This window comes from Raoultibacter timonensis (assembly GCF_900240215.1).
GTDB classification, from domain to species: Bacteria; Actinomycetota; Coriobacteriia; order Coriobacteriales; family Eggerthellaceae; genus Raoultibacter; species Raoultibacter timonensis.
Map to the genome: position 1 here is coordinate 1607968 of NZ_LT964679.1, position 17838 is coordinate 1625805.

Annotated in this window: 20 protein-coding genes; all 20 read right to left on the reverse strand. The window is 62.1% G+C overall.

Going from position 1 to position 17838, the window contains the following annotated elements; all coding sequences use genetic code 11:
• Window positions 1-21: 21 nt before the first annotated feature.
• Window positions 22-429 carry an ATP synthase F1 subunit epsilon gene (gene atpC, locus C1722_RS07165; RefSeq protein WP_102378626.1) on the reverse strand — a complete coding sequence of 136 codons (408 nt, stop codon included), beginning with the start codon at window positions 427-429 and terminating at the stop codon, window positions 22-24.
• Window positions 429-1871 carry a F0F1 ATP synthase subunit beta gene (gene atpD / locus C1722_RS07170; RefSeq protein ID WP_102378627.1) on the reverse strand — a complete coding sequence of 481 codons (1443 nt, stop codon included), beginning with the start codon at window positions 1869-1871 and terminating at the stop codon, window positions 429-431. The genes atpC and atpD overlap by 1 nt, the downstream gene beginning before the upstream one ends.
• Entirely contained in the window at window positions 1872-2792 is a 921-nt protein-coding gene (gene atpG, locus C1722_RS07175; protein ID WP_102378628.1) for an ATP synthase F1 subunit gamma, read from the reverse strand.
• Between the two features lie 12 nt (window positions 2793-2804).
• Window positions 2805-4382 (reverse strand): F0F1 ATP synthase subunit alpha, encoded by a 1578-nt coding sequence (gene atpA / locus C1722_RS07180; protein ID WP_180995074.1) that lies wholly within the window; start codon window positions 4380-4382, stop codon window positions 2805-2807.
• The gene (gene atpH, locus C1722_RS07185; protein ID WP_102378630.1) at window positions 4376-4954 is read right to left on the reverse strand and encodes an ATP synthase F1 subunit delta; all 579 of its coding nucleotides are present in this window, start codon (window positions 4952-4954) and stop codon (window positions 4376-4378) included. The genes atpA and atpH overlap by 7 nt, the downstream gene beginning before the upstream one ends.
• Complete coding sequence (atpF, locus tag C1722_RS07190; RefSeq protein ID WP_102378631.1) at window positions 4944-5561, reverse strand: F0F1 ATP synthase subunit B; 618 nt, start codon at window positions 5559-5561, stop codon at window positions 4944-4946. Before atpF ends, atpH begins: the two co-directional genes overlap by 11 nt.
• Window positions 5562-5617: 56 nt before the next feature.
• The gene (gene atpE / locus C1722_RS07195; protein ID WP_102375161.1) at window positions 5618-5836 is read right to left on the reverse strand and encodes an ATP synthase F0 subunit C; all 219 of its coding nucleotides are present in this window, start codon (window positions 5834-5836) and stop codon (window positions 5618-5620) included.
• A gap of 92 nt (window positions 5837-5928) precedes the next feature.
• Window positions 5929-6714: a F0F1 ATP synthase subunit A gene (gene atpB, locus C1722_RS07200; protein WP_102378632.1), complete on the reverse strand. Its 786-nt coding sequence runs from the start codon at window positions 6712-6714 to the stop codon at window positions 5929-5931.
• Between the two features lie 19 nt (window positions 6715-6733).
• Window positions 6734-7015, reverse strand: a complete 282-nt coding sequence (locus C1722_RS07205; protein WP_102378633.1) for a hypothetical protein — start codon at window positions 7013-7015, stop codon at window positions 6734-6736.
• Between the two features lie 322 nt (window positions 7016-7337).
• Window positions 7338-7793 (reverse strand): deoxycytidylate deaminase, encoded by a 456-nt coding sequence (locus C1722_RS07210; RefSeq protein ID WP_102378634.1) that lies wholly within the window; start codon window positions 7791-7793, stop codon window positions 7338-7340.
• A gap of 9 nt (window positions 7794-7802) precedes the next feature.
• Window positions 7803-8447, reverse strand: a complete 645-nt coding sequence (gene upp, locus C1722_RS07215; protein WP_102378635.1) for a uracil phosphoribosyltransferase — start codon at window positions 8445-8447, stop codon at window positions 7803-7805.
• Window positions 8448-8542: 95 nt separating this feature from the next.
• Complete coding sequence (gene glyA, locus C1722_RS07220) at window positions 8543-9802, reverse strand: serine hydroxymethyltransferase (protein WP_102378636.1); 1260 nt, start codon at window positions 9800-9802, stop codon at window positions 8543-8545.
• Between the two features lie 45 nt (window positions 9803-9847).
• The gene (locus C1722_RS07225; RefSeq protein WP_102378637.1) at window positions 9848-10531 is read right to left on the reverse strand and encodes an FGGY family carbohydrate kinase; all 684 of its coding nucleotides are present in this window, start codon (window positions 10529-10531) and stop codon (window positions 9848-9850) included.
• Between the two features lie 762 nt (window positions 10532-11293).
• Entirely contained in the window at window positions 11294-11734 is a 441-nt protein-coding gene (gene rpiB / locus C1722_RS07235) for a ribose 5-phosphate isomerase B (RefSeq protein WP_102378639.1), read from the reverse strand.
• A gap of 52 nt (window positions 11735-11786) precedes the next feature.
• Complete coding sequence (glpK, locus tag C1722_RS07240) at window positions 11787-13283, reverse strand: glycerol kinase GlpK (RefSeq protein WP_102378640.1); 1497 nt, start codon at window positions 13281-13283, stop codon at window positions 11787-11789.
• A gap of 27 nt (window positions 13284-13310) precedes the next feature.
• Window positions 13311-14078, reverse strand: a complete 768-nt coding sequence (locus tag C1722_RS07245; RefSeq protein WP_425319343.1) for an L-threonylcarbamoyladenylate synthase — start codon at window positions 14076-14078, stop codon at window positions 13311-13313.
• Window positions 14079-14377: 299 nt separating this feature from the next.
• The gene (locus tag C1722_RS07250) at window positions 14378-15061 is read right to left on the reverse strand and encodes an ECF transporter S component (RefSeq protein ID WP_219724287.1); all 684 of its coding nucleotides are present in this window, start codon (window positions 15059-15061) and stop codon (window positions 14378-14380) included.
• Between the two features lies 1 nt (window position 15062).
• Window positions 15063-16544 carry an ABC transporter ATP-binding protein gene (locus tag C1722_RS07255; protein ID WP_102378643.1) on the reverse strand — a complete coding sequence of 494 codons (1482 nt, stop codon included), beginning with the start codon at window positions 16542-16544 and terminating at the stop codon, window positions 15063-15065.
• A complete protein-coding gene (locus C1722_RS07260) occupies window positions 16531-17472 on the reverse strand; it encodes an energy-coupling factor transporter transmembrane component T family protein (RefSeq protein ID WP_244902477.1) in 942 nt (313 codons plus the stop codon). Before C1722_RS07260 ends, C1722_RS07255 begins: the two co-directional genes overlap by 14 nt.
• A gap of 4 nt (window positions 17473-17476) precedes the next feature.
• Window positions 17477-17838: DUF4430 domain-containing protein (locus C1722_RS07265; RefSeq protein ID WP_146040677.1), on the reverse strand; the 362-nt coding region annotated here is incomplete at its 5' end.

The following is a 17838-nucleotide window of genomic DNA, read 5'->3' on the forward strand; positions in this document are numbered from 1 at the left end:
CGGATCGCGCCGTTGGGGCCCTTACGCCTCGACGGCCGCAATCTGCACCTTGCACCATGCAATGTCCGAGCTGATCGGAGTTCTTCTGGCTTCCTCTTCGGAGAGCGCCGCAAGCTGGGCTTCAAGCTCGCTCAGCTTCGCGCGGGCGGCAGCCGCGTCGATATCAGACACCGGTAGCGCACGGTCGGCAAGGATGATGACCTTGTCGCCGGTCACCTCGACGTAACCGCCTTGCAGCGCAAAGCGCTGCTTGTCGGCTTCCCTGTCGCTCTGGATGCGAACAACGCCATCCGCGAGCGCCGAAACCAGCGGCACGTGGCCGTGCAGAAAACCCATTTCGCCTTCGACGCCGGGTACGACCACCATATATGCTTCGTCGGAGTAAAGCTTAGCCGCAGGAGTCACGATGTCGCATATCAACTTCGCCATTAGTCTTCCTTCGTCATCTTATCGTAGGCAGCGTACACGTCCTCGATGGCGCCTTTGTACACGAAGCACTGCTCGGGGATATGGTCGCACTTGCCGTCGAGGATCTCGGCGAACGAGCGGATCGTATCTTCCATCTTGACGTAGATGCCCGGGTTGCCCGTGAACACTTCGGCCACATGGAACGGCTGGCCCAGGTACTTCTGAATCTTACGGGCGCGGTTCACGACGAGCTTCTGCTCCTCGGAAAGCTCGTCCATACCGAGGATCGCGATGATGTCCTGAAGGTCCTTGTAGTTCTGCAGGATCTCCTGAACGCCGACGGCCACACGGTAGTGCTCTTCGCCGACGACCTCCGGATCGAGCGCGCGGGAGGTGGACTCCAGCGGATCGACGGCCGGGTAGATGCCGAGCTCGGCGATGGCACGGGAAAGAACCGTTTTCGCGTCGAGGTGGGCGAAGGTCGTTGCCGGAGCGGGGTCGGTCAAGTCGTCAGCAGGTACGTACACTGCCTGCACCGACGTGATCGAACCGGTCTCGGTCGAGGTAATGCGCTCCTGCAGGTCGCCCATCTCGGTAGCGAGCGTGGGCTGATAGCCAACAGCGGAGGGCATACGGCCGAGAAGGGCCGATACCTCGGAACCCGCCTGGGTGAAGCGGAAGATGTTGTCGATGAACAACAGCACGTCCTGGCCCTGATCGCGGAAATACTCCGCTTCGGTGAGGCCGGCGAGGCCCACGCGAAGACGGGCTCCCGGAGGCTCGTTCATCTGACCGTACACGAGGCAGGTCTTGTCGATAACGCCCGACTCGCTCATCTCGAGGTACAGGTCGGTACCCTCGCGGGTACGCTCGCCTACGCCGGTGAACACCGAAGTGCCACCGTGTTCTTGGGCGAGGTTGTTGATGAGTTCCTGGATGATAACGGTCTTGCCGACGCCTGCGCCGCCGAAGAGGCCGGTCTTGCCGCCCTTGACGAACGGCTCGATGAGGTCGATGACCTTGATGCCGGTCTCGAAGATCTCAGTGGTGGTCGTCAGCGTATCGTAATCGGGAGCCGGATGGTGGATCGGCATCCACTCGGCGATTTCGGGCATGGGCTTGCCGTCAACGGGTTGGCCGATGACGTTCCAGATACGACCCAGGGTGTTGGGGCCGACCGGCATCATGATCGGACTGCCGGTGTCGACAGCCTCGACACCGCGGATCAAACCGTCGGTCGACGACATGGCGACCGCGCGAACGAGGTCGCCGGGAAGGTGCGTCTGCACCTCGAGTACAGTGTCCACTTCCCCGATGGGGGTCTGTGCATGCACGGTCAGGGCGTTGTAGATCGCCGGCATCGCATCCGGCGGAAACTCAACGTCAACGACAGGGCCGACGATGCGGACGATGCGCCCCACCGCTCCCTGTTTGGCCGATGCATTATTCATTGTTTCAGCCATTTAATCCTCCAATGCCGCGGCGCCGCCAACGATCTCCGAGATTTCGGTGGTGATGGCGCCCTGGCGAACACGGTTGTACAATCTGGTCAGCGAATCGACCATTTCGTTAGCATTATCGGTTGCCGACTTCATGGCCGTACGGCGGGCACCCTGCTCGCCGGCAGCCGAATCGATCAGCGCGTGGTACAGCGTCGTGCGCACGTAAGCAGGAAGCAGCTTATCGAGCACAGCGGCCGCATCGGGTTCGAACACGACGTCGCCCGATAGCGCGGGCTCGTCCTTCGAACTGGTCGCCGCAGGCTCAGCTGCGGCATCCGCCATCTCTTCGATCAGAGACGCGGTGTCGACCGGCAACACCAGCTCCTCGCGGAGCGTTTGTTCGGCCGCATTCTTCGCATGGTTATAAACGACGACAACCTCATCGAGGCTTCCCTCTTTATACCCTGCGATGGCGTAGGTCGCCAATGCAGTGGCCTCTTCGACCGTCGGATCGGCAGAAAGGTCCTTGAACTCCAGCACCGGCTTGATCTTGCGGTAGCTGAAATAACCGATGGCCTTCTTACCGCAGGCGGCAATGTGAACCTGCGCGCCTGCGGCTGTTTTTTCCTTCATGAGGCGCTCGACGTGGCGCAGCACGTTGCTGTTGAACCCGCCTGCAAGACCTCGGTCCGACACGACAACCACAACAAGCACGTTCTTTACTTCGTCATGCTTTTGCAGCAGTGCGTTTTCAGAGCCACCTACACGCTCGGCGACGTTCGCGAGAATCTCGACCATGGACGTGGAGTACGGCGTAGCCGCTTCGACGCGCTCGGTGGCACGGCGAATCTTGGCAGCCGCAACCATTTCCATGGTGCGCGTGATCTGCTTCGTCGAAGAGACGGATTTGATTCGTCTTTCTATGTCGTGAAGGTTGGGCATAATCTACCTGCCTTACGCCGAAGCAGAGGGCGAGAACTGGTTCTTGAACGCCTCGATGGCACCGTTCAAGTCAGACTCGATCGCATCGGTGAACTTCTTCTCCTTCACGATGTTCGCAAAGATCTCAGCATGCGAAGCGCGCAGGTACTCGAGGAGTTCGCCGCGGAAGCGGACCACGTCCTCGACCGGGATATCGTCCAAGAAGCCGTGGCTGCCTGCGTAGATCGACACAGCCTGCTCCTCGACCGGCATCGGGTTGTATCGACCCTGCTTCAACAGCTCGGTCATGCGGGCGCCGCGGTTCAGCTGATCCTGCGTAGCCTTGTCAAGATCGCTGCCGAACTGGGTGAACGCCTGGAGCTCGCGATAGGACGCGAGGTCGAGACGCAGCGATCCGGCAACCTGCTTCATGGCCTTGATCTGCGCGGAGCCGCCAACGCGAGATACCGAGATGCCGACGTCGACTGCCGGGCGCTGACCCTGGTAGAACAGGTCGGTCACGAGGAAGATCTGGCCGTCGGTGATCGAGATCACGTTGGTGGGAATGTACGCCGAAACGTCGCCCGCCTGGGTTTCGATGATCGGCAGAGCCGTCATCGAGCCGGAGCCGTTCTCCTCGGACATCTTGACCGCACGCTCGAGCAAGCGCGAATGCAGGTAGAAGATGTCGCCCGGATAAGCCTCGCGTCCCGGAGGACGGCGCAGGGTCAGCGACATCTGACGGTAGGCCACAGCCTGCTTCGACAGGTCGTCGTAGATCACGAGCACGTGACGACCGGGATTCTCGGCGGTCGCGGGCTTGCCGTCATCGCCGTTGTACATGAAGTACTCGCCCATCGCAGCACCGGCCATAGGCGCGATGTACTGCAGCGGAGCGGAATCGGACGCCGAGGCGCTCACGATGATCGTGTTGTCCATGGCACCGTAGCGCTCAAGGGTCTCGACGATGCCCGCAACGGTGGACGCCTTCTGACCGATGGCGACGTAAATGCAGATCATGTCGTTGCCCTTTTGGTTGATGATCGCATCAACTGCAATGGCGGTCTTACCGGTCTGACGGTCGCCGATGATGAGCTCGCGCTGTCCGCGGCCGATCGGAATCATCGAGTCGATAGCGAGGATACCGGTCTGCATGGGCTCATGCACGGGCTGACGCGAAATAACGCCGGGGGCCTTGAACTCGACCGGGCGCATGCCGTCGGCCTTGATCGGTCCCTTGCCGTCGATGGGCATACCGAGCGGGTTCACGACACGGCCGAGCATGGCCTTGCCGGAGGGTACTTCCACGATACGACCGGTCGTCTTGACCTGATCGTTTTCCTTGATTGCGGTGACGTCACCGAGGAGCACGGCGCCGACTTCGTCCTCTTCGAGGTTCTGAGCCAAGCCGTAGACGACCTGGCCGCTTTGGCCCACGAACTCGAGGAGCTCGCCTGCCATAGCGTCCTTCAACCCGTCGACACGTGCGATACCGTCGCCCACTTGGATGACGGTTCCGACCTCGCGCGATTCGACACTGGTATTGAGGGCATCGAGTTGCTTGCGCAGTGCCTCGTCAATAGACTTTGCGGTGATTTCAGTCACTAGCATTCACCTCCATCTGTTGATAGTTTTAGCACGCTGCGAGCGCTTTCGAGCTGCGACAGGACGCTTGCGTCGATTCGCTTGCCGTTTGCACTCATGATAATGCCGCCCAAAATGGACTTGTCGATATGCTCGCGCAACACGACCTCGCTGCCCAGATCGGCTTCGGCTTTTTTCTTTATGACCTCGCGCAAGCTGTCGTCGAGGGGCACCACGGTCGTGACGTCCACTACAGCGATGTTCAGCTTGCCTTCGATCTGCTCCTCGTAGCTCCGAAGAACCCGAGAGAACAACGCGATATCCCCGCGCTCCGCCATAACGGCCAGTACGTCGACCAGCACCGGATCGTAAGGGGCAAACACGCCCCGTGCGATACGTTCACGCTGCTCGGCCGTATAGCTCGTATCTTCCAGAGCGTTGGAAAGATCCATGTTCGAACGCATAAAGCCGACGATCTGTTCAGCCTGGTCGCGCACCTCGAGCACGGCGTCCTGTCCACCGGCCTCCGCCGCGGCGTCGAGAAGGACGCTCGCGTAGGTGGCTACTTCTTCCTTGATGACAAGACGATTAGTTGGCATTGAAACTACCTGCCTCGTTCACATAGCGCTCGACGATCGCACGATGCTCGTCGTCGTTGAGATCGTTTCCGATCAAACGCGACGCGACGGCGATCGAAGTGTCGGCGACCGAGCCCTGAAGCTCTGCGATGGCGGCTTTCTTCTCCGCCTCGATGGCGGCCTTCGCCTTCGCGATCATGTCGCCCGCCTCTTCTTGCGCCTTGACCGTGATGTCGGCTTTCACCGATTCACCGGTCTTCTTGGCGTCGGCAACAATCTGGGCTGCCTGCGTTTTCGCCTCGGCGAGCTGCTGCTTGTACTCTTCGAGCACGCGCTCGCTCTCGATGCGAGCGGCTTCGGACTTCTCAAGAGAATCCTTGATGGTCTTCTCACGCTTATCGAGCATTGCGGCGAAAGCCGGCCAGCCGAGCTTACCCAGCACTACGCACAGGATGATGAAGCAGACGAGCATGGGGACGAACTCTGCCATATTGGGCAGAATCGCCGAAATGCCGCCGGACTCTTCCTCAGCCGCGAACGCGAGTGCGGGAAAAGCAACAGACATGCCGCTGACAGCGAGTGTTGCCACACCCGTGCGAGCTATTGCTTTTTTCGCTCCTGCTTTCACTTGCTTTCCTCCTTAAAGCCTTTTGTACGGCTAGATTTCCGAATAAAGGCCAGAAGTTAGACGATGAACGCGAGAACGAAGCCGATCAGGCCGAGGGCCTCAGCGAGGGCTGCGCCGATGATGAAGTTCGTGAACAGACGTCCCTGCAGTTCGGGCTGGCGCGCGGTAGCCATGCAGCAACCATAGCAGGCAATGCCGATGCCCAGGCCGGGGCCGAACGTTGCGAGGCCGTAGCCCACGAGTTTCAAGGCCGCAAGTCCAAGTGTAATTTCCACAATTTCCTCCTTTAACCGTTTTTGAGTCTGCTCTCAAAAACACTTAGCAACATATCTTCGACCGGCAGTGGAAGCGCCGGCGAAACCCAATTTTAGTGGTCCGACGTAGCCAGACCGATGTACACGGCGCTCAAGATGGTGAACACGTATGCCTGCAAGAAGGCAACGAGCACCTCGAGGGCGTACATGCACAGCAAAAACGCGATCCAGCCGATAGCCGGAAGCGCCATGACGAAATCGGCGTTCTGGATAGCCGCCGTGATGAAAACGCTCGTAGCAAGTCCGAAGATGCCGAGAACCATGTGGCCGGCGAACATGTTGCCGTAAAGTCGAACGGCGAGCGTGAGTGCGCGCAGGATCGTCGAGAAGAGCTCGAGGAACCATACGACCGGCACCATGACCACGGGCAAGCCCGAAGGGGCGAACGACTTGAGGTAGCCCAAGCCACCCTTGGTCTTGATGCCCCAATAGTTAAAGTACACGAACGAGATGATGGCGAGCGCCCACGTGACGCTGATCGAACCGGTCGGCGTCTTGCAGCCGGGGATAAGACCGACGAAGTTGCTGATGAGAATGAAGAAGAACAGCGTCGCCAGAAACGGGATGTGCTTCTTGTAGCCATGCCCGATCGGGTCTTCGCCCATATCCTTGCGCACGAACTGATAGCCGTACTCGACCATGTTGACGAACTTGTTGTTGGGGACGAGCGTGAGCCGCTTCGAGGCCACCAAAACCACGACAACCGTGAGAATGAGACAGATGATCATCCAAAAGGTGTACTGAGTAAGTCCGAATGCACCCGATCCGACGATGTACGCCGAATCGAACGAATGCACGAGGTGATCGGCCCCTTTTGAGAGTTCTGCAAGAGCGTCCACGTATCAACCCTTTCCTTGTTTACTTCTTAACCAGTTTGCTCGCGCCGTACACGACAGCCGAGACGATCAAAGCAACGACCTCGGCGAGCGTAAACGGCAAAACCGCATCGCGAGCTACCACGATGCAGACGATAAGCGTTCCCGCAAGAAGCACGAACGATCCGAACACCCCTAGGAGCAGAGCGCCCGCATGACCGAGATTGCTGGTCGGCGTAGCCTTCCGGGCAAGCCTTAATCCCACTATCAAGGGGGCGAACCCGAGAACCCCGCAAGCCGCTCCGAGCACAATCGGAAGTATCATGTTCTGCTTTCTATCCAGAAACGTGTACTAGTCATACAAAACCATCAGTATGGTAACGGAACTTCAACAACCTTCCGCGAGAAAGCGGCGAAAATGAAGAAAAAACTTGGTAAATGGAGCCGATTGATCAGAAAAACTGTATAAAGCCGTGCAAGCAAGGCTCCGATGTGCGGAAACGCCTGTGAGGTTTTGCATAAAACCGCATCTGCGGAAACGAGCCGGGGCAACCGTTCGCCGACGGCTTCGGCGCGGCTGCCCGCCCGGCTCGAAAACCCCTATTCACAAGTTTGCGCGCCACGGACGGCGTCGCGACGCGCAATCCCTATTCCTCGAAAACGCGTATCTGCATGCCGGCCTCTTCGAGCATCGACATGGCAAGCTCGTCGGGATACGGGTTTTGGTACACGACCTCTTCGATGCCCGCGTTGATGAGCATCTTCGCGCATACGACACACGGCTGCGTGGTGATGTAGATCGACGCGCCCGTAATGTTGATGCCGTAGCGCGCTGCCTGGATGATGGCGTTCTGCTCGGCGTGCAAGCCGCGGCATATCTCGTGGCGCTGGCCGCTCGGAACACCGAGCTCGGCGCGCAAACAGCCCGTCTCCGCACAGTGGCGCAGACCCGTGGGCACCCCGTTGTAACCGGTTGCAAGAATGCGGCGGTCCTTGACGATAACGGCCCCCACCCCGCGACGCATGCACGTCGTGCGGGTCGCAACCTCGGTTGCGAGCTTCATGAAGTACTCGTCCCAGGATGGACGGTCGTCGTAACTCATACGATCCCCTTACTTGGTTCCGAAAATACGGTCGCCCGCGTCACCGAGCCCTGGAACGATGTAGGCCGCGTCGTTGAGGCACTCGTCGATAGCGCAGGTGAATATCTGCACATCGTCGTCTGCAGCGAGAACGGTCTCGATGCCGACCGGCGCCGCCACGATGACCATGAGCTTGATCGTGCCCGAAACGCCCCTCTTGCGCAGATATCCGATGGCGGCCGTTGCCGAACCGCCGGTGGCGAGCATCGGATCGACGACGATGACCTCGCGATCGGCGATGTCCTCGGGAAGCTTCGCGTAGTATTCGACCGGTTCGTGCGTCTCCTCGTTGCGGTACATGCCCAAATGGCCTACGCGGGCGGCAGGCATGAGTTCTTGAACGCCTTCGACCATACCGAGGCCCGCACGCAGGATCGGCACGATGGCGAGCTTCTTTCCGCTGACTTTCTTGCACGTCGTCTTACACAGCGGCGTTTCGACCTCGACGTCGGCGAGCGGCAGGTTGCGCGTCGCCTCATAGCCCTCGAACAACGCGAGTTCCTTGACCAGTTCGCGGAACTTCTTCGACGAGGTGTCCCTGTCGCGCAGGATGGAGAGCTTGTGCTGCACCATCGGATGATCGACAAGCGTCACGCGTTCGTATTCGGTAGCCATGCTGAAAAACCCTTTCGTCGAGTCGGATGTACGGATCGGTGCAAGTTTCGGGGCCGGTCGCGGGCATAAACGCTTCGCGGCCGGTCCCGAAACGTTTATGCGCAGGTGTATTCGGGATAGAGCGGATGAGCGTCGAGCATCGCGTCGACCTTTGCTCGCACGTCGGCGAGCATCGCGTCGTCTTCGGCGTGGAATACCGTCGTCGCGATGAGCTGGCCCACCTGATAGAAGTCCTCCGCCGTGAAGCCGCGGGTGGTAGCGGCGGCCGAACCGACGCGGATGCCGCTCGTCACAAACGGGGAGCGGGGCTCGTTGGGGATGGAGTTCTTGTTCACCGTGAGGCCGACCGTCTCGAGGAGCTTCTCGGCGTCCTTGCCCGTCACGTCGGCGGGCGTGAGGTCCACGAGGCACAGATGGTTGTCGGTGCCTCCCGATACGAGGCGCAATCCCCCGTCGATCATACCTTCGCCGAGGCGCTTGGCGTTTTCCACCACATGCTCGATGTAGGTCGCGTATTCGGGCCTCAGCGCTTCGCCGAACGCAACCGCCTTGCCGGCGATAACGTGCATGAGCGGACCGCCCTGCGCCCCGGGGAACACCGCCTTGTCGATCTTCTTGGCGATGTCCTCGTCGTTGGCGAGGATGAAGCCGCCGCGCGGTCCGCGCAGCGTCTTGTGGCTCGTCGAAGTGACGATGTCGGCGTAGGGCACCGGGCTCGGGTGGGCACCCGTGGCCACAAGGCCGGCGATATGCGCCATGTCGACCATGAAGTAGGCGTCGACCTCCTTGGCGATGGCCGCCATGCGCTCGAAGTCGATCGTGCGCGGATAGGCCGACGCGCCGCCCACGATGAGCTTGGGGCGCACCTCCTTGGCGATGCGGAGCACGTCGTCGTAATCGATCGTCTCGGTCTCGGGATCGAGGCCGTACGCCGCGAAGTTGTAGAACTTGCCCGAGAAGTTGACCGGGGAGCCGTGCGTGAGATGCCCGCCCTGATCGAGGCTCATGCCGAGCACGGTATCGCCGAGCTCGATAAGAGCCGTGTACGCCCCGAAGTTCGCGTTGGCACCCGAGTGGGGCTGAACGTTGGCGAATCCGGCGCCGTAGAGCTCGCAGGCGCGTTCGCGGGCGATGTCCTCGACGATGTCGACCTTCTCGCAGCCGCCGTAGTAGCGCTTGCCGGGATAGCCCTCGGCGTATTTGTTGGTAAGCACGCTGCCGACCGCCTCCATAACCGCCGGCGAAGTGAAGTTCTCCGATGCGATCAGCTCCACGCTGCCGCGTTGGCGTGCCAGCTCCTGCGATATGGCATCGGCAACCTGTGGATCTTCCTTTGAAACGTAATGCAGCGGCATGGCGCATACCCCTTTCAGCATACCCGGTAAATGATTTTTCCCATGCTAGCACAACGTGCGCATCTGCCGCAGCCAACGCACGAAAAAGGGCCGATCCGCTTGGCGGATCGGCCCTCGCAATGCGACAAAACGCATCGGGATGCGCCGTCGCGACGCGACGGCGCGATCAACGCTACATCGCACCGCCGGCAAACGCCTGGCCGAGCGCGGTGTCGAAGCCCGCGCCGGGCTCCCAGGTGTTACCGTTGAGCACATNGCACGGGCCGCCTCGCGGGCGCCGGGCGTATTGTCGAGGATCCACTTGATCTTGCTCGCTGAAAAGTACGCATCGGGAAGAAGCCCCGTCTTAGCTGTAATGCGCGACGACACTTCGGGCGCCGAGCAGAGCTTTTCGATTATGGGCGCGGTGCGGCGGCACTGCCATACGATCGCGTTCGACACCGGCGCGCCCGTTTCGCGATCCCACACCACCGTTGTCTCGCGCTGATTCGTGATGCCGATGCTGTCGATTTGGGCGGGGCCGACATCGCGTGAAACGAGCAGCTCGGTCAAAGCCGCGAGCTGCGACGACAGGATATCCTGGGGGTTGTGCTCGACCCAACCGGGCTCGGGGTACAGCTGCTCGAAGGGATGCTGCACCATATCGACGAGCCTGCCTGCCCGATCGAACAGGATAGCGCGCGACGACGTGGTTCCCTGGTCGAGCGCGACGACGTATTTCTTGGACATGGACGTGCACCTTTCGATCCGTTCGGTTTAGCGCATCCCATGATAGGCAAACGGCGGCGGGCGCGCAACGGCGCGCAAAGCGCAAGACGGCCTTGGCCCATGCTCGACAAAGCCCGGGGCGGGCTCGTCTCGCGCNATCGTGCCCATCTGCTGGTTGAGCTCGTCCATCGACTGGCTCATCGCCTCGGGATCCTCGGTGAGCGCGGTCACCTTGTCCATGAAGATGTTGACGCCCTCCATGAGCGACTTGCAGGTGATCGTTACCGTCACGGTGGCTTTCTCGCCGTCGACCGTCACGTTGTCGACCGAATAGTCGAAGCCCGTAAGCCAGGTGCGGCAGAACTCCTCCATGTCGATGCCGTACTCGTCAAGACCGGCATCGGCGGCACCTGCGCCCGCCATGATCTCATCGAGCGCTGCCTGGTCGAGGTTCTTGATGCTCTCGAGCTCTTCGGTCACGCCCTTGCGAATGACGTCTTCGGCCGATTCTCCACCGCACGCCGTAAGCCCTGCGAGCATCGTCGCCGCCAAAGCGGCGGTGAGCACGAGCAGCGCCCACTTGGTCAGTGATTTCCTTGCAGTTTCCAATGTCCCTCCTCAAATACCGTACACGTACACCTTGCCAGTATACAAGATGTTGTATACAAGGGAGCGACGAAGTAGAAAATTTATGTTCCTACCTTTATACCATTTTGCGCCCGTCGGCGAACGGCGGCGCAAGGAAGGCGTTCGGCCGACGACCCCGCTCAGAAAGACGCTCGGCTAGCACTCGTCGAGGGCCATGATCTTCTCGACACGGCCCGCATGACGGCCCTCGCCGAACGCGGTTTCGAGAAACGCATCGAGAATCTTCTCGTTCTCGGAAAGCTCGACGAATCTGCCGGACAGCGCGATCACGTTGGCGTCGTTGTGCTCGCGGCACAGGGCGGCGAACTCGGGGGTCACGATGTTTGCTGCGCGAACGCCGGCAACCTTGTCGGCCGCCATGGCCATGCCGATGCCGGTGCCGCATACGAGCACGCCCCTATCGGCGCGTCCTTCGGCCACATCGCCCGCGACGAGCACCGCGTAATCGGGATAATCGACGCGATCGTCGCTATCGGGGCCGCGGTCGGCAACATCGTGCCCCCGGAACACGAGATAATCGACCAGCTGCTGCTTCTGCTCGAATCCCGCATGGTCGCTTGCTATCGAAATCCTCATCGTAAACCTTTCATCGCCCGTGGTTGCCCGTTTCGCTCGGCTGCGCGCATCGCTACGCCGTCCGCGTTCTGCCGATCGCCTTATGCCAGCCCGCAAGCAGGGCATCGCGCACCTGATCGGGCATGTCGGGCTCGAACGTCGTGTCGCCCGCCCGCCTGTCGCACAGCTCGCCGGTGTTCTTCCAGAACCCGGTGCGCAATCCCGCCAAATACGCGGCGCCCAGCGCCGTCGTCTCCGTATTCTGCGGGCGGGCAAGCGGCGTCTGCAAGAGGTCGGATTGGAACTGCATGAGAAAATCGTTCGCCGACGCTCCCCCGTCGACGTTGAGGACGCGCATGCGCTTGCCCGCGTCGGCCTCCATGGCGTGAACGAGGTCGTGCACCTGGAAGGCGAGCGATTCGAGGGCCGCACGCACCACATGGGCCCGCGACGTGCCCCGCGTCAGCCCGTAGATCGCCCCGCGCGCTTCCGCATCCCAGTACGGGGCGCCGAGTCCGGTGAATGCGGGCACCACGTACACGCCGCCCGTATCGGCAACGGAGCGGGCAAGCGTTTCGGTCTCTTCGGCGGAATCGATCAATCCGAGCTCGTCTCGCAGCCACTGGACGAGCGCTCCCGCGACGAACACGCTGCCCTCGAGCGCGTATTCGGTATGCCCGACATCGGGCGCCGAGGCGGCGATGGTGGTCACGAGGTTGTTCGACGACGAGCACGCTTCGGCCCCCGTGTGCATGAGCAGAAAGCACCCGGTACCGTAGGTGTTCTTGGCCTCGCCTTCTGCATAGCAGCACTGCCCGAAGAGGGCGGCCTGCTGATCTCCCGCGACGCCTGCAAGCGGGATGCCTCCGAACACGCCGGGATGGGCCGTTTCGCCGAAGTACGACGACGAGGGCCTCACCTCGGGCAGCATCGATGCGGGTATGTCGAACAGATCGAGCAGCCACGGATCCCATCGGTTCTCGTGGATATCGTAGAGCATGGTACGGCTCGCGTTGGTGACGTCGGTGGCGTGCACCTTGCCGTAGGTAAGCGACCAGACAAGCCAGCTGTCGACCGTGCCGAACGCGAGCCTGCCCGCACGGGCCGCCTCGCGGGCGCCGGGCGTATTGTCGAGGATCCACTTGATCTTGCTCGCTGAAAAGTACGCATCGGGAAGAAGCCCCGTCTTAGCTGTAATGCGCGACGACACTTCGGGCGCCGAGCAGAGCTTTTCGATTATGGGCGCGGTGCGGCGGCACTGCCATACGATCGCGTTCGACACCGGCGCGCCCGTTTCGCGATCCCACACCACCGTTGTCTCGCGCTGATTCGTGATGCCGATGCTGTCGATTTGGGCGGGGCCGACATCGCGTGAAACGAGCAGCTCGGTCAAAGCCGCGAGCTGCGACGACAGGATATCCTGGGGGTTGTGCTCGACCCAACCGGGCTCGGGGTACAGCTGCTCGAAGGGATGCTGCACCATATCGACGAGCCTGCCTGCCCGATCGAACAGGATAGCGCGCGACGACGTGGTTCCCTGGTCGAGCGCGACGACGTATTTCTTGGACATGGACGTGCACCTTTCGATCCGTTCGGTTTAGCGCATCCCATGATAGGCAAACGGCGGCGGGCGCGCAACGGCGCGCAAAGCGCAAGACGGCCTTGGCCCATGCTCGACAAAGCCCGGGGCGGGCTCGTCTCGCGCAGCGGCGCGCTCCCGAAACGGGCGCCCGACACGGACGGGGCTNCCGCTCTTTTCCGCATCGTCGCGCAGGGCAACCGACACCCGCTCGAGCAGAGCCGGATCGATGTCCTCGAACATCCGCGGCGGCATCTGCCCGCTGATGTTGGCCGACGTCGTAGCCAACGGGAAACCGACGCGCTCGATGAGGTTAAGCGCAAGCCCGTTGTCGGGCATGCGCAGCGCGATGGTGCCGTTCGGCGCGCGGAACGGCACGGGCACGTTCGTACCCGCCTTCACCACGAGGGTCAAAGGGCCGGGCCAGAACGTCCGTGCGATGGCGAGCGCGAGATCGGGAACCACCTTGCCGTACAGCGACAGCGCCTCGGGATTGCCCACGAGCCACGCCACCGGCTTTCCGTGATCGCGCTGTTTGATGTCGTAGAGTATCTCGGGGCTTTGCGCCATGCCGACGGCAACGCCAAGGCCGTAGACCGTATCGGTCGGGAACACGATCGGAAGTCCCGCAGACAGGGCCGCAACCGCTTTCGTGAGATCCCGCTCGTTCGTCTCGCCGTACTCCATGATCGCATCGCATCCTATCGTTTGCACAAGCGGATCAACGTCCGCCTCACTGTTCGAAAATCGGCAGGGCCGCCGTACGACCCGATGCCGGGCAAGCATTGTAGCACGACAGCGCGAGACGGCAGAAAAACGTTGACCGCCGTCAAATCATTGTCGCGCTTTCGTTCAGGACCCTGAAATACCAGCCAACCGTCGGGCTCCATACGGCCGCATGCCGATCTCGGTTTTGCAGTGGACGCCCTCGGCGATGGCGGAAAAGATGGCAGGGAACGGAAGGCATTCGTCGCAAAGCAGGGCTCGGCGCGCAGCACCGCCGAGAACCGAGCCGTCGCCGAGGCCCGATGCGCATAGGTACCGAGGATTCCGGCAGCCCCGCATCTGCAAGCCCGCCAACGCGCTCAGATGCCGTACTTGCGCTTGATGCGATCGAGCTTCTTTCGCCACGGCTGATAGAGGATGGCGAGGAACACGACCGTCGCCGCACCGTGGACGAGGTCGAACGGAAGCCCCGCCCCGTAGGCGAGAAGCGCGGTCTGCCACGTAAGGGGATGGACGAACCCCACGATGTAGTAGCTGTTGAGCAGAAACCCGTAGAGCAAGGGCGCCGCAAACCCGTACACGTAGAGCACAGGTCGCTTCTCGAAGGCGCCGCGGTCGGCGAGAACCCCGGCAAAGTACCCGATAAGGCCCCAAGCGTACATCTGCCACGGCGTCCACGGACCCTGCCCGAAGAACAGGTTCGAGACGAGTGCCGCCAGTGCGCCCACCATGAACCCCGCCTGCCTGCCGAATGCGGCGCCCGCGATGATCGCGATGGCGGACACCGGCTTGAAATCGGGAAGAGCCGCAAACAGGATGCGCCCCGCCGCAGCGAGCGCCGCAAGCACGACCGTCGGCATGATCTGGCGAAGCGCCGGCTTGGAGGTCTCGAATCGCGCGAAGAACACGACGAGGGCACCGACGACGACGCCCAGCGAGAGGAGCGCGGTCTGATCGAACTGCGCGACAGCGCCGAACGCCAACGCCGCCAGGACGGCAGCGAGCGCGGGGATCTCGAGCTTGGGGAGAACGCGGGCGATCACGTCAGATGCATCCCCCGTCAGAAGACGAGGCAGCCCACGCCCGCAAGAACCCGTCCTCCCGATAGCGGTAGAACAGGTTGCGGGAGAAGAACGCCTCGGTCGGCTCAGTGCTCACGACTTCGCCGTCGAACAGCATGGACAGCTCGTCGGCGAGAACCGAAGCGAACGAAAGGTCATGCGTGGCGACGACGATCGTAGCGCCCCGATCGCGCAACCGTTCGAGCTCTCGCGCCAGCACAACCTTCGAGGGCGCATCGAGCCCCTTGGTAGGTTCGTCGAGCAGCAGCAGATCGGGCCCAGTCAGCAAAAGCTTCGCAAAGGCGAGACCCTGCTGCTGACCGCCGCTCAAATCGAACGGATGGCGCCCGAGGGCATCGGCGAGACCGAACCGTTCGGCCGCCGCGTCGACCGCGGCATCGTCGAAACCGCAGGCTTTCTGCCATTCGCGCAGTTCGTCAAGCACCGAATCGCACACGAACAACGCCTTGGGGTCCTGGGGCAAGAGCGCCTGACGGCGGCGAAGCCCGTTTTCCACCTTTCCCCGTTCGGGTTCGAGCACGCCCGCAACAAGCCGCAGCATCGTCGATTTGCCCGACCCGTTGCCTCCCACGAGCACATGGATGGCGCCTGCGCGAACGCGCAAGTCGGCTCCGCGCAGCACCCACGCGCGATCGCGCGCATAGCGGAAGAACGCATCGGAGCAGACGATGCACGGCCTGCCATCGAGGCGCGGCGAGGCCGCCGCGCCTTCCGCCGTACGCCGCGCATCCGCCGTACCTTTCCCCATCGGACGCCCGGAAAGCCCGTCGAGGGGTATTCGCTCGATGCCGTCTTCCCCGTTAAGCTCGAATGCCTCGGTTGCGTAATCGGTCATCGACTCGGGCGCATGGGTTGCCACGACCACGGTGATGCCGAGCTCGCGGTTCATACGGAACAGGGCATGGAGGAAGTTCTTCTCGGCGATCGGATCGAGTTGGGCCGTCGGCTCGTCGAGCAGCAGCAGCTGCGGCTGCATGGCAAGGATTCCCGCAAGGTTCACCAGCTGCTTTTGCCCGCCCGAAAGGCGGGCGGTCTCGGCGTGCAGCCACGGTTCTATGCCGAAGAACGCCGCAGCCTCGGCAACGCGCCGCCTCATCGCGTCGGGATCGACGCCGAGGTTCTCAAGCCCGAAAGCGAGCTCGTGCAGCACGGTATCGCAGACGATCTGGTTCTCGGGATTCTGAAACACGTAGCCCACCGCAAGCGCTTTCGCACGAGTGCCCTCGCCGTCAGGCATGCACCCGAGCACCTCGACGGAGCCCCACCGCGTGCCCACGGGCGCGATCTCTTGCTTGCAGCATTTTAAAAGCGTGGTCTTGCCACTGCCTGTTTTTCCGACAAGCAGGGCGAACGCCCCCCGCTCGACGGCGAGGTCGAGGTTTTCGAACACCGGCACCTCGCCCGGATAGGCGAACCCGAAGCCCCGAAGCCTAAGCGCCTCCATCCGACGACCCCCTATAGGCGCGCATCCTGCGCTCGATGCGCCGCCAACGCATGCGGTCGAACGCATCGGCACCAAGCGGCGCGAACACGAGCACCGCATACGGCACGTAGCCCCACCATGCGACAAGGGTGCTCGCAACGGGATAGAAATGATATTGCGAGCAGGCGATCCAAGCTAGAAACGCATTGCCGGCCACGAGCGCGGCCAGCACGGCGCAGGCAACGGCGTCTGCCGCCCTGAACCGATAGGGCCGATACTGCGTCCGCTTTTCCGCCGAGGCCCAGCCGCGGGCCTTCATGGCATCGGCTTTCTCGAGCGAATCCTCCATCGACCATCCCATGAGCACCGTAACGATGCGCCCGCGCCAACGCACGCGATCGCGAAACGATGCAGGCCGCGTTTTCGAACACGCTTGCTGGACGGCCTCGATCTCTCCACCGCGCCCGACGAACTGGGGCACCAGCCGCGCCGCCATCGAGAGCATGAGCGCAACCGTGGGCGCAACGTTGCCGAGCAGGGCCATCACCTTGTCGGAAGTCAGGACGCGCGAAGCGTTGGAGAACCACAGCAGCACCGCCATGAGCATCAGGCCCATGCATATGCCGTAGACGAAAGATTCCAGGTAGACCGCCCGATAGCCGATACGGAAAAGCTCGGTTGAGCCCGTCGACGAAAACAGCGGGTTGAGCACGGCGGCGATCAGCACGACAGGCACCTGCCACGCCGCGGTTCTCAAAGCCGACGGCCAGCCTTTAAGCCATGCGTTGCACAGCCACGCGGCAGCAACCGCGAGCGCAAGATACACCGGCTGCATGGCCGCCATGGCCAATACGAGCACCGAAGCGAAATAAACGAGGGCGACAACCGGGTGGTACCGGTCGAAAACGGTTGTCGGAATGCCGCTGTCGGATCGAGGGCCCATCGGCATCGACCTACAGATCGTTTCCCATATCGAGGGTGTAGACGAACGTGATGCTCTCGCCACCGTTAAGGCGGTACGATCCGGGTCCGTATCCGGGTGAAACCCCGTTGACGAAATAGAGCCAACCGCTCGTGCTGCTGCCGCACCCGAATTCCGAGAGCCCGTTGATCGAGCTGACGTACGTGCTCGATCCGCCGATGGAAACGCCCGTGGCCGCCAGCGCGTCGTAGACGCTCGCCCCCTGCTGCAGCGTAACCGACGTCGAGGCCATGCACGACGCATAGCCGAAGCTCGCGGCACGCGAGCTGTCAACGTACACCGACACGGTGATGGTGGCGGGCGCCGGAGCGGGTTCCGGCTCCGGCGCTGTCC

What these genes read in the sequence shown, in the direction of transcription:
- atpG (WP_102378628.1), bottom strand. Translation starts at nt 2,792, where the DNA reads ATGCCCAACCTTCACGACATAGAAAGACGAATCAAATCCGTCTCTTCG.
- C1722_RS07255 (WP_102378643.1), bottom strand. Translation starts at nt 16,544, where the DNA reads ATGGAGGCGCTTAGGCTTCGGGGCTTCGGGTTCGCCTATCCGGGCGAG.
- C1722_RS07205 (WP_102378633.1), bottom strand. Translation starts at nt 7,015, where the DNA reads ATGATACTTCCGATTGTGCTCGGAGCGGCTTGCGGGGTTCTCGGGTTC.
- C1722_RS07210 (WP_102378634.1), bottom strand. Translation starts at nt 7,793, where the DNA reads ATGAGTTACGACGACCGTCCATCCTGGGACGAGTACTTCATGAAGCTC.
- rpiB (WP_102378639.1), bottom strand. Translation starts at nt 11,734, where the DNA reads ATGAGGATTTCGATAGCAAGCGACCATGCGGGATTCGAGCAGAAGCAG.
- atpD (WP_102378627.1), bottom strand. Translation starts at nt 1,871, where the DNA reads ATGGCTGAAACAATGAATAATGCATCGGCCAAACAGGGAGCGGTGGGG.
- glyA (WP_102378636.1), bottom strand. Translation starts at nt 9,802, where the DNA reads ATGCCGCTGCATTACGTTTCAAAGGAAGATCCACAGGTTGCCGATGCC.
- atpC (WP_102378626.1), bottom strand. Translation starts at nt 429, where the DNA reads ATGGCGAAGTTGATATGCGACATCGTGACTCCTGCGGCTAAGCTTTAC.
- glpK (WP_102378640.1), bottom strand. Translation starts at nt 13,283, where the DNA reads ATGTCCAAGAAATACGTCGTCGCGCTCGACCAGGGAACCACGTCGTCG.
- C1722_RS07260 (WP_244902477.1), bottom strand. Translation starts at nt 17,472, where the DNA reads ATGCCGATGGGCCCTCGATCCGACAGCGGCATTCCGACAACCGTTTTC.
- atpA (WP_180995074.1), bottom strand. Translation starts at nt 4,382, where the DNA reads ATGCTAGTGACTGAAATCACCGCAAAGTCTATTGACGAGGCACTGCGC.
- atpH (WP_102378630.1), bottom strand. Translation starts at nt 4,954, where the DNA reads ATGCCAACTAATCGTCTTGTCATCAAGGAAGAAGTAGCCACCTACGCG.
- upp (WP_102378635.1), bottom strand. Translation starts at nt 8,447, where the DNA reads ATGGCTACCGAATACGAACGCGTGACGCTTGTCGATCATCCGATGGTG.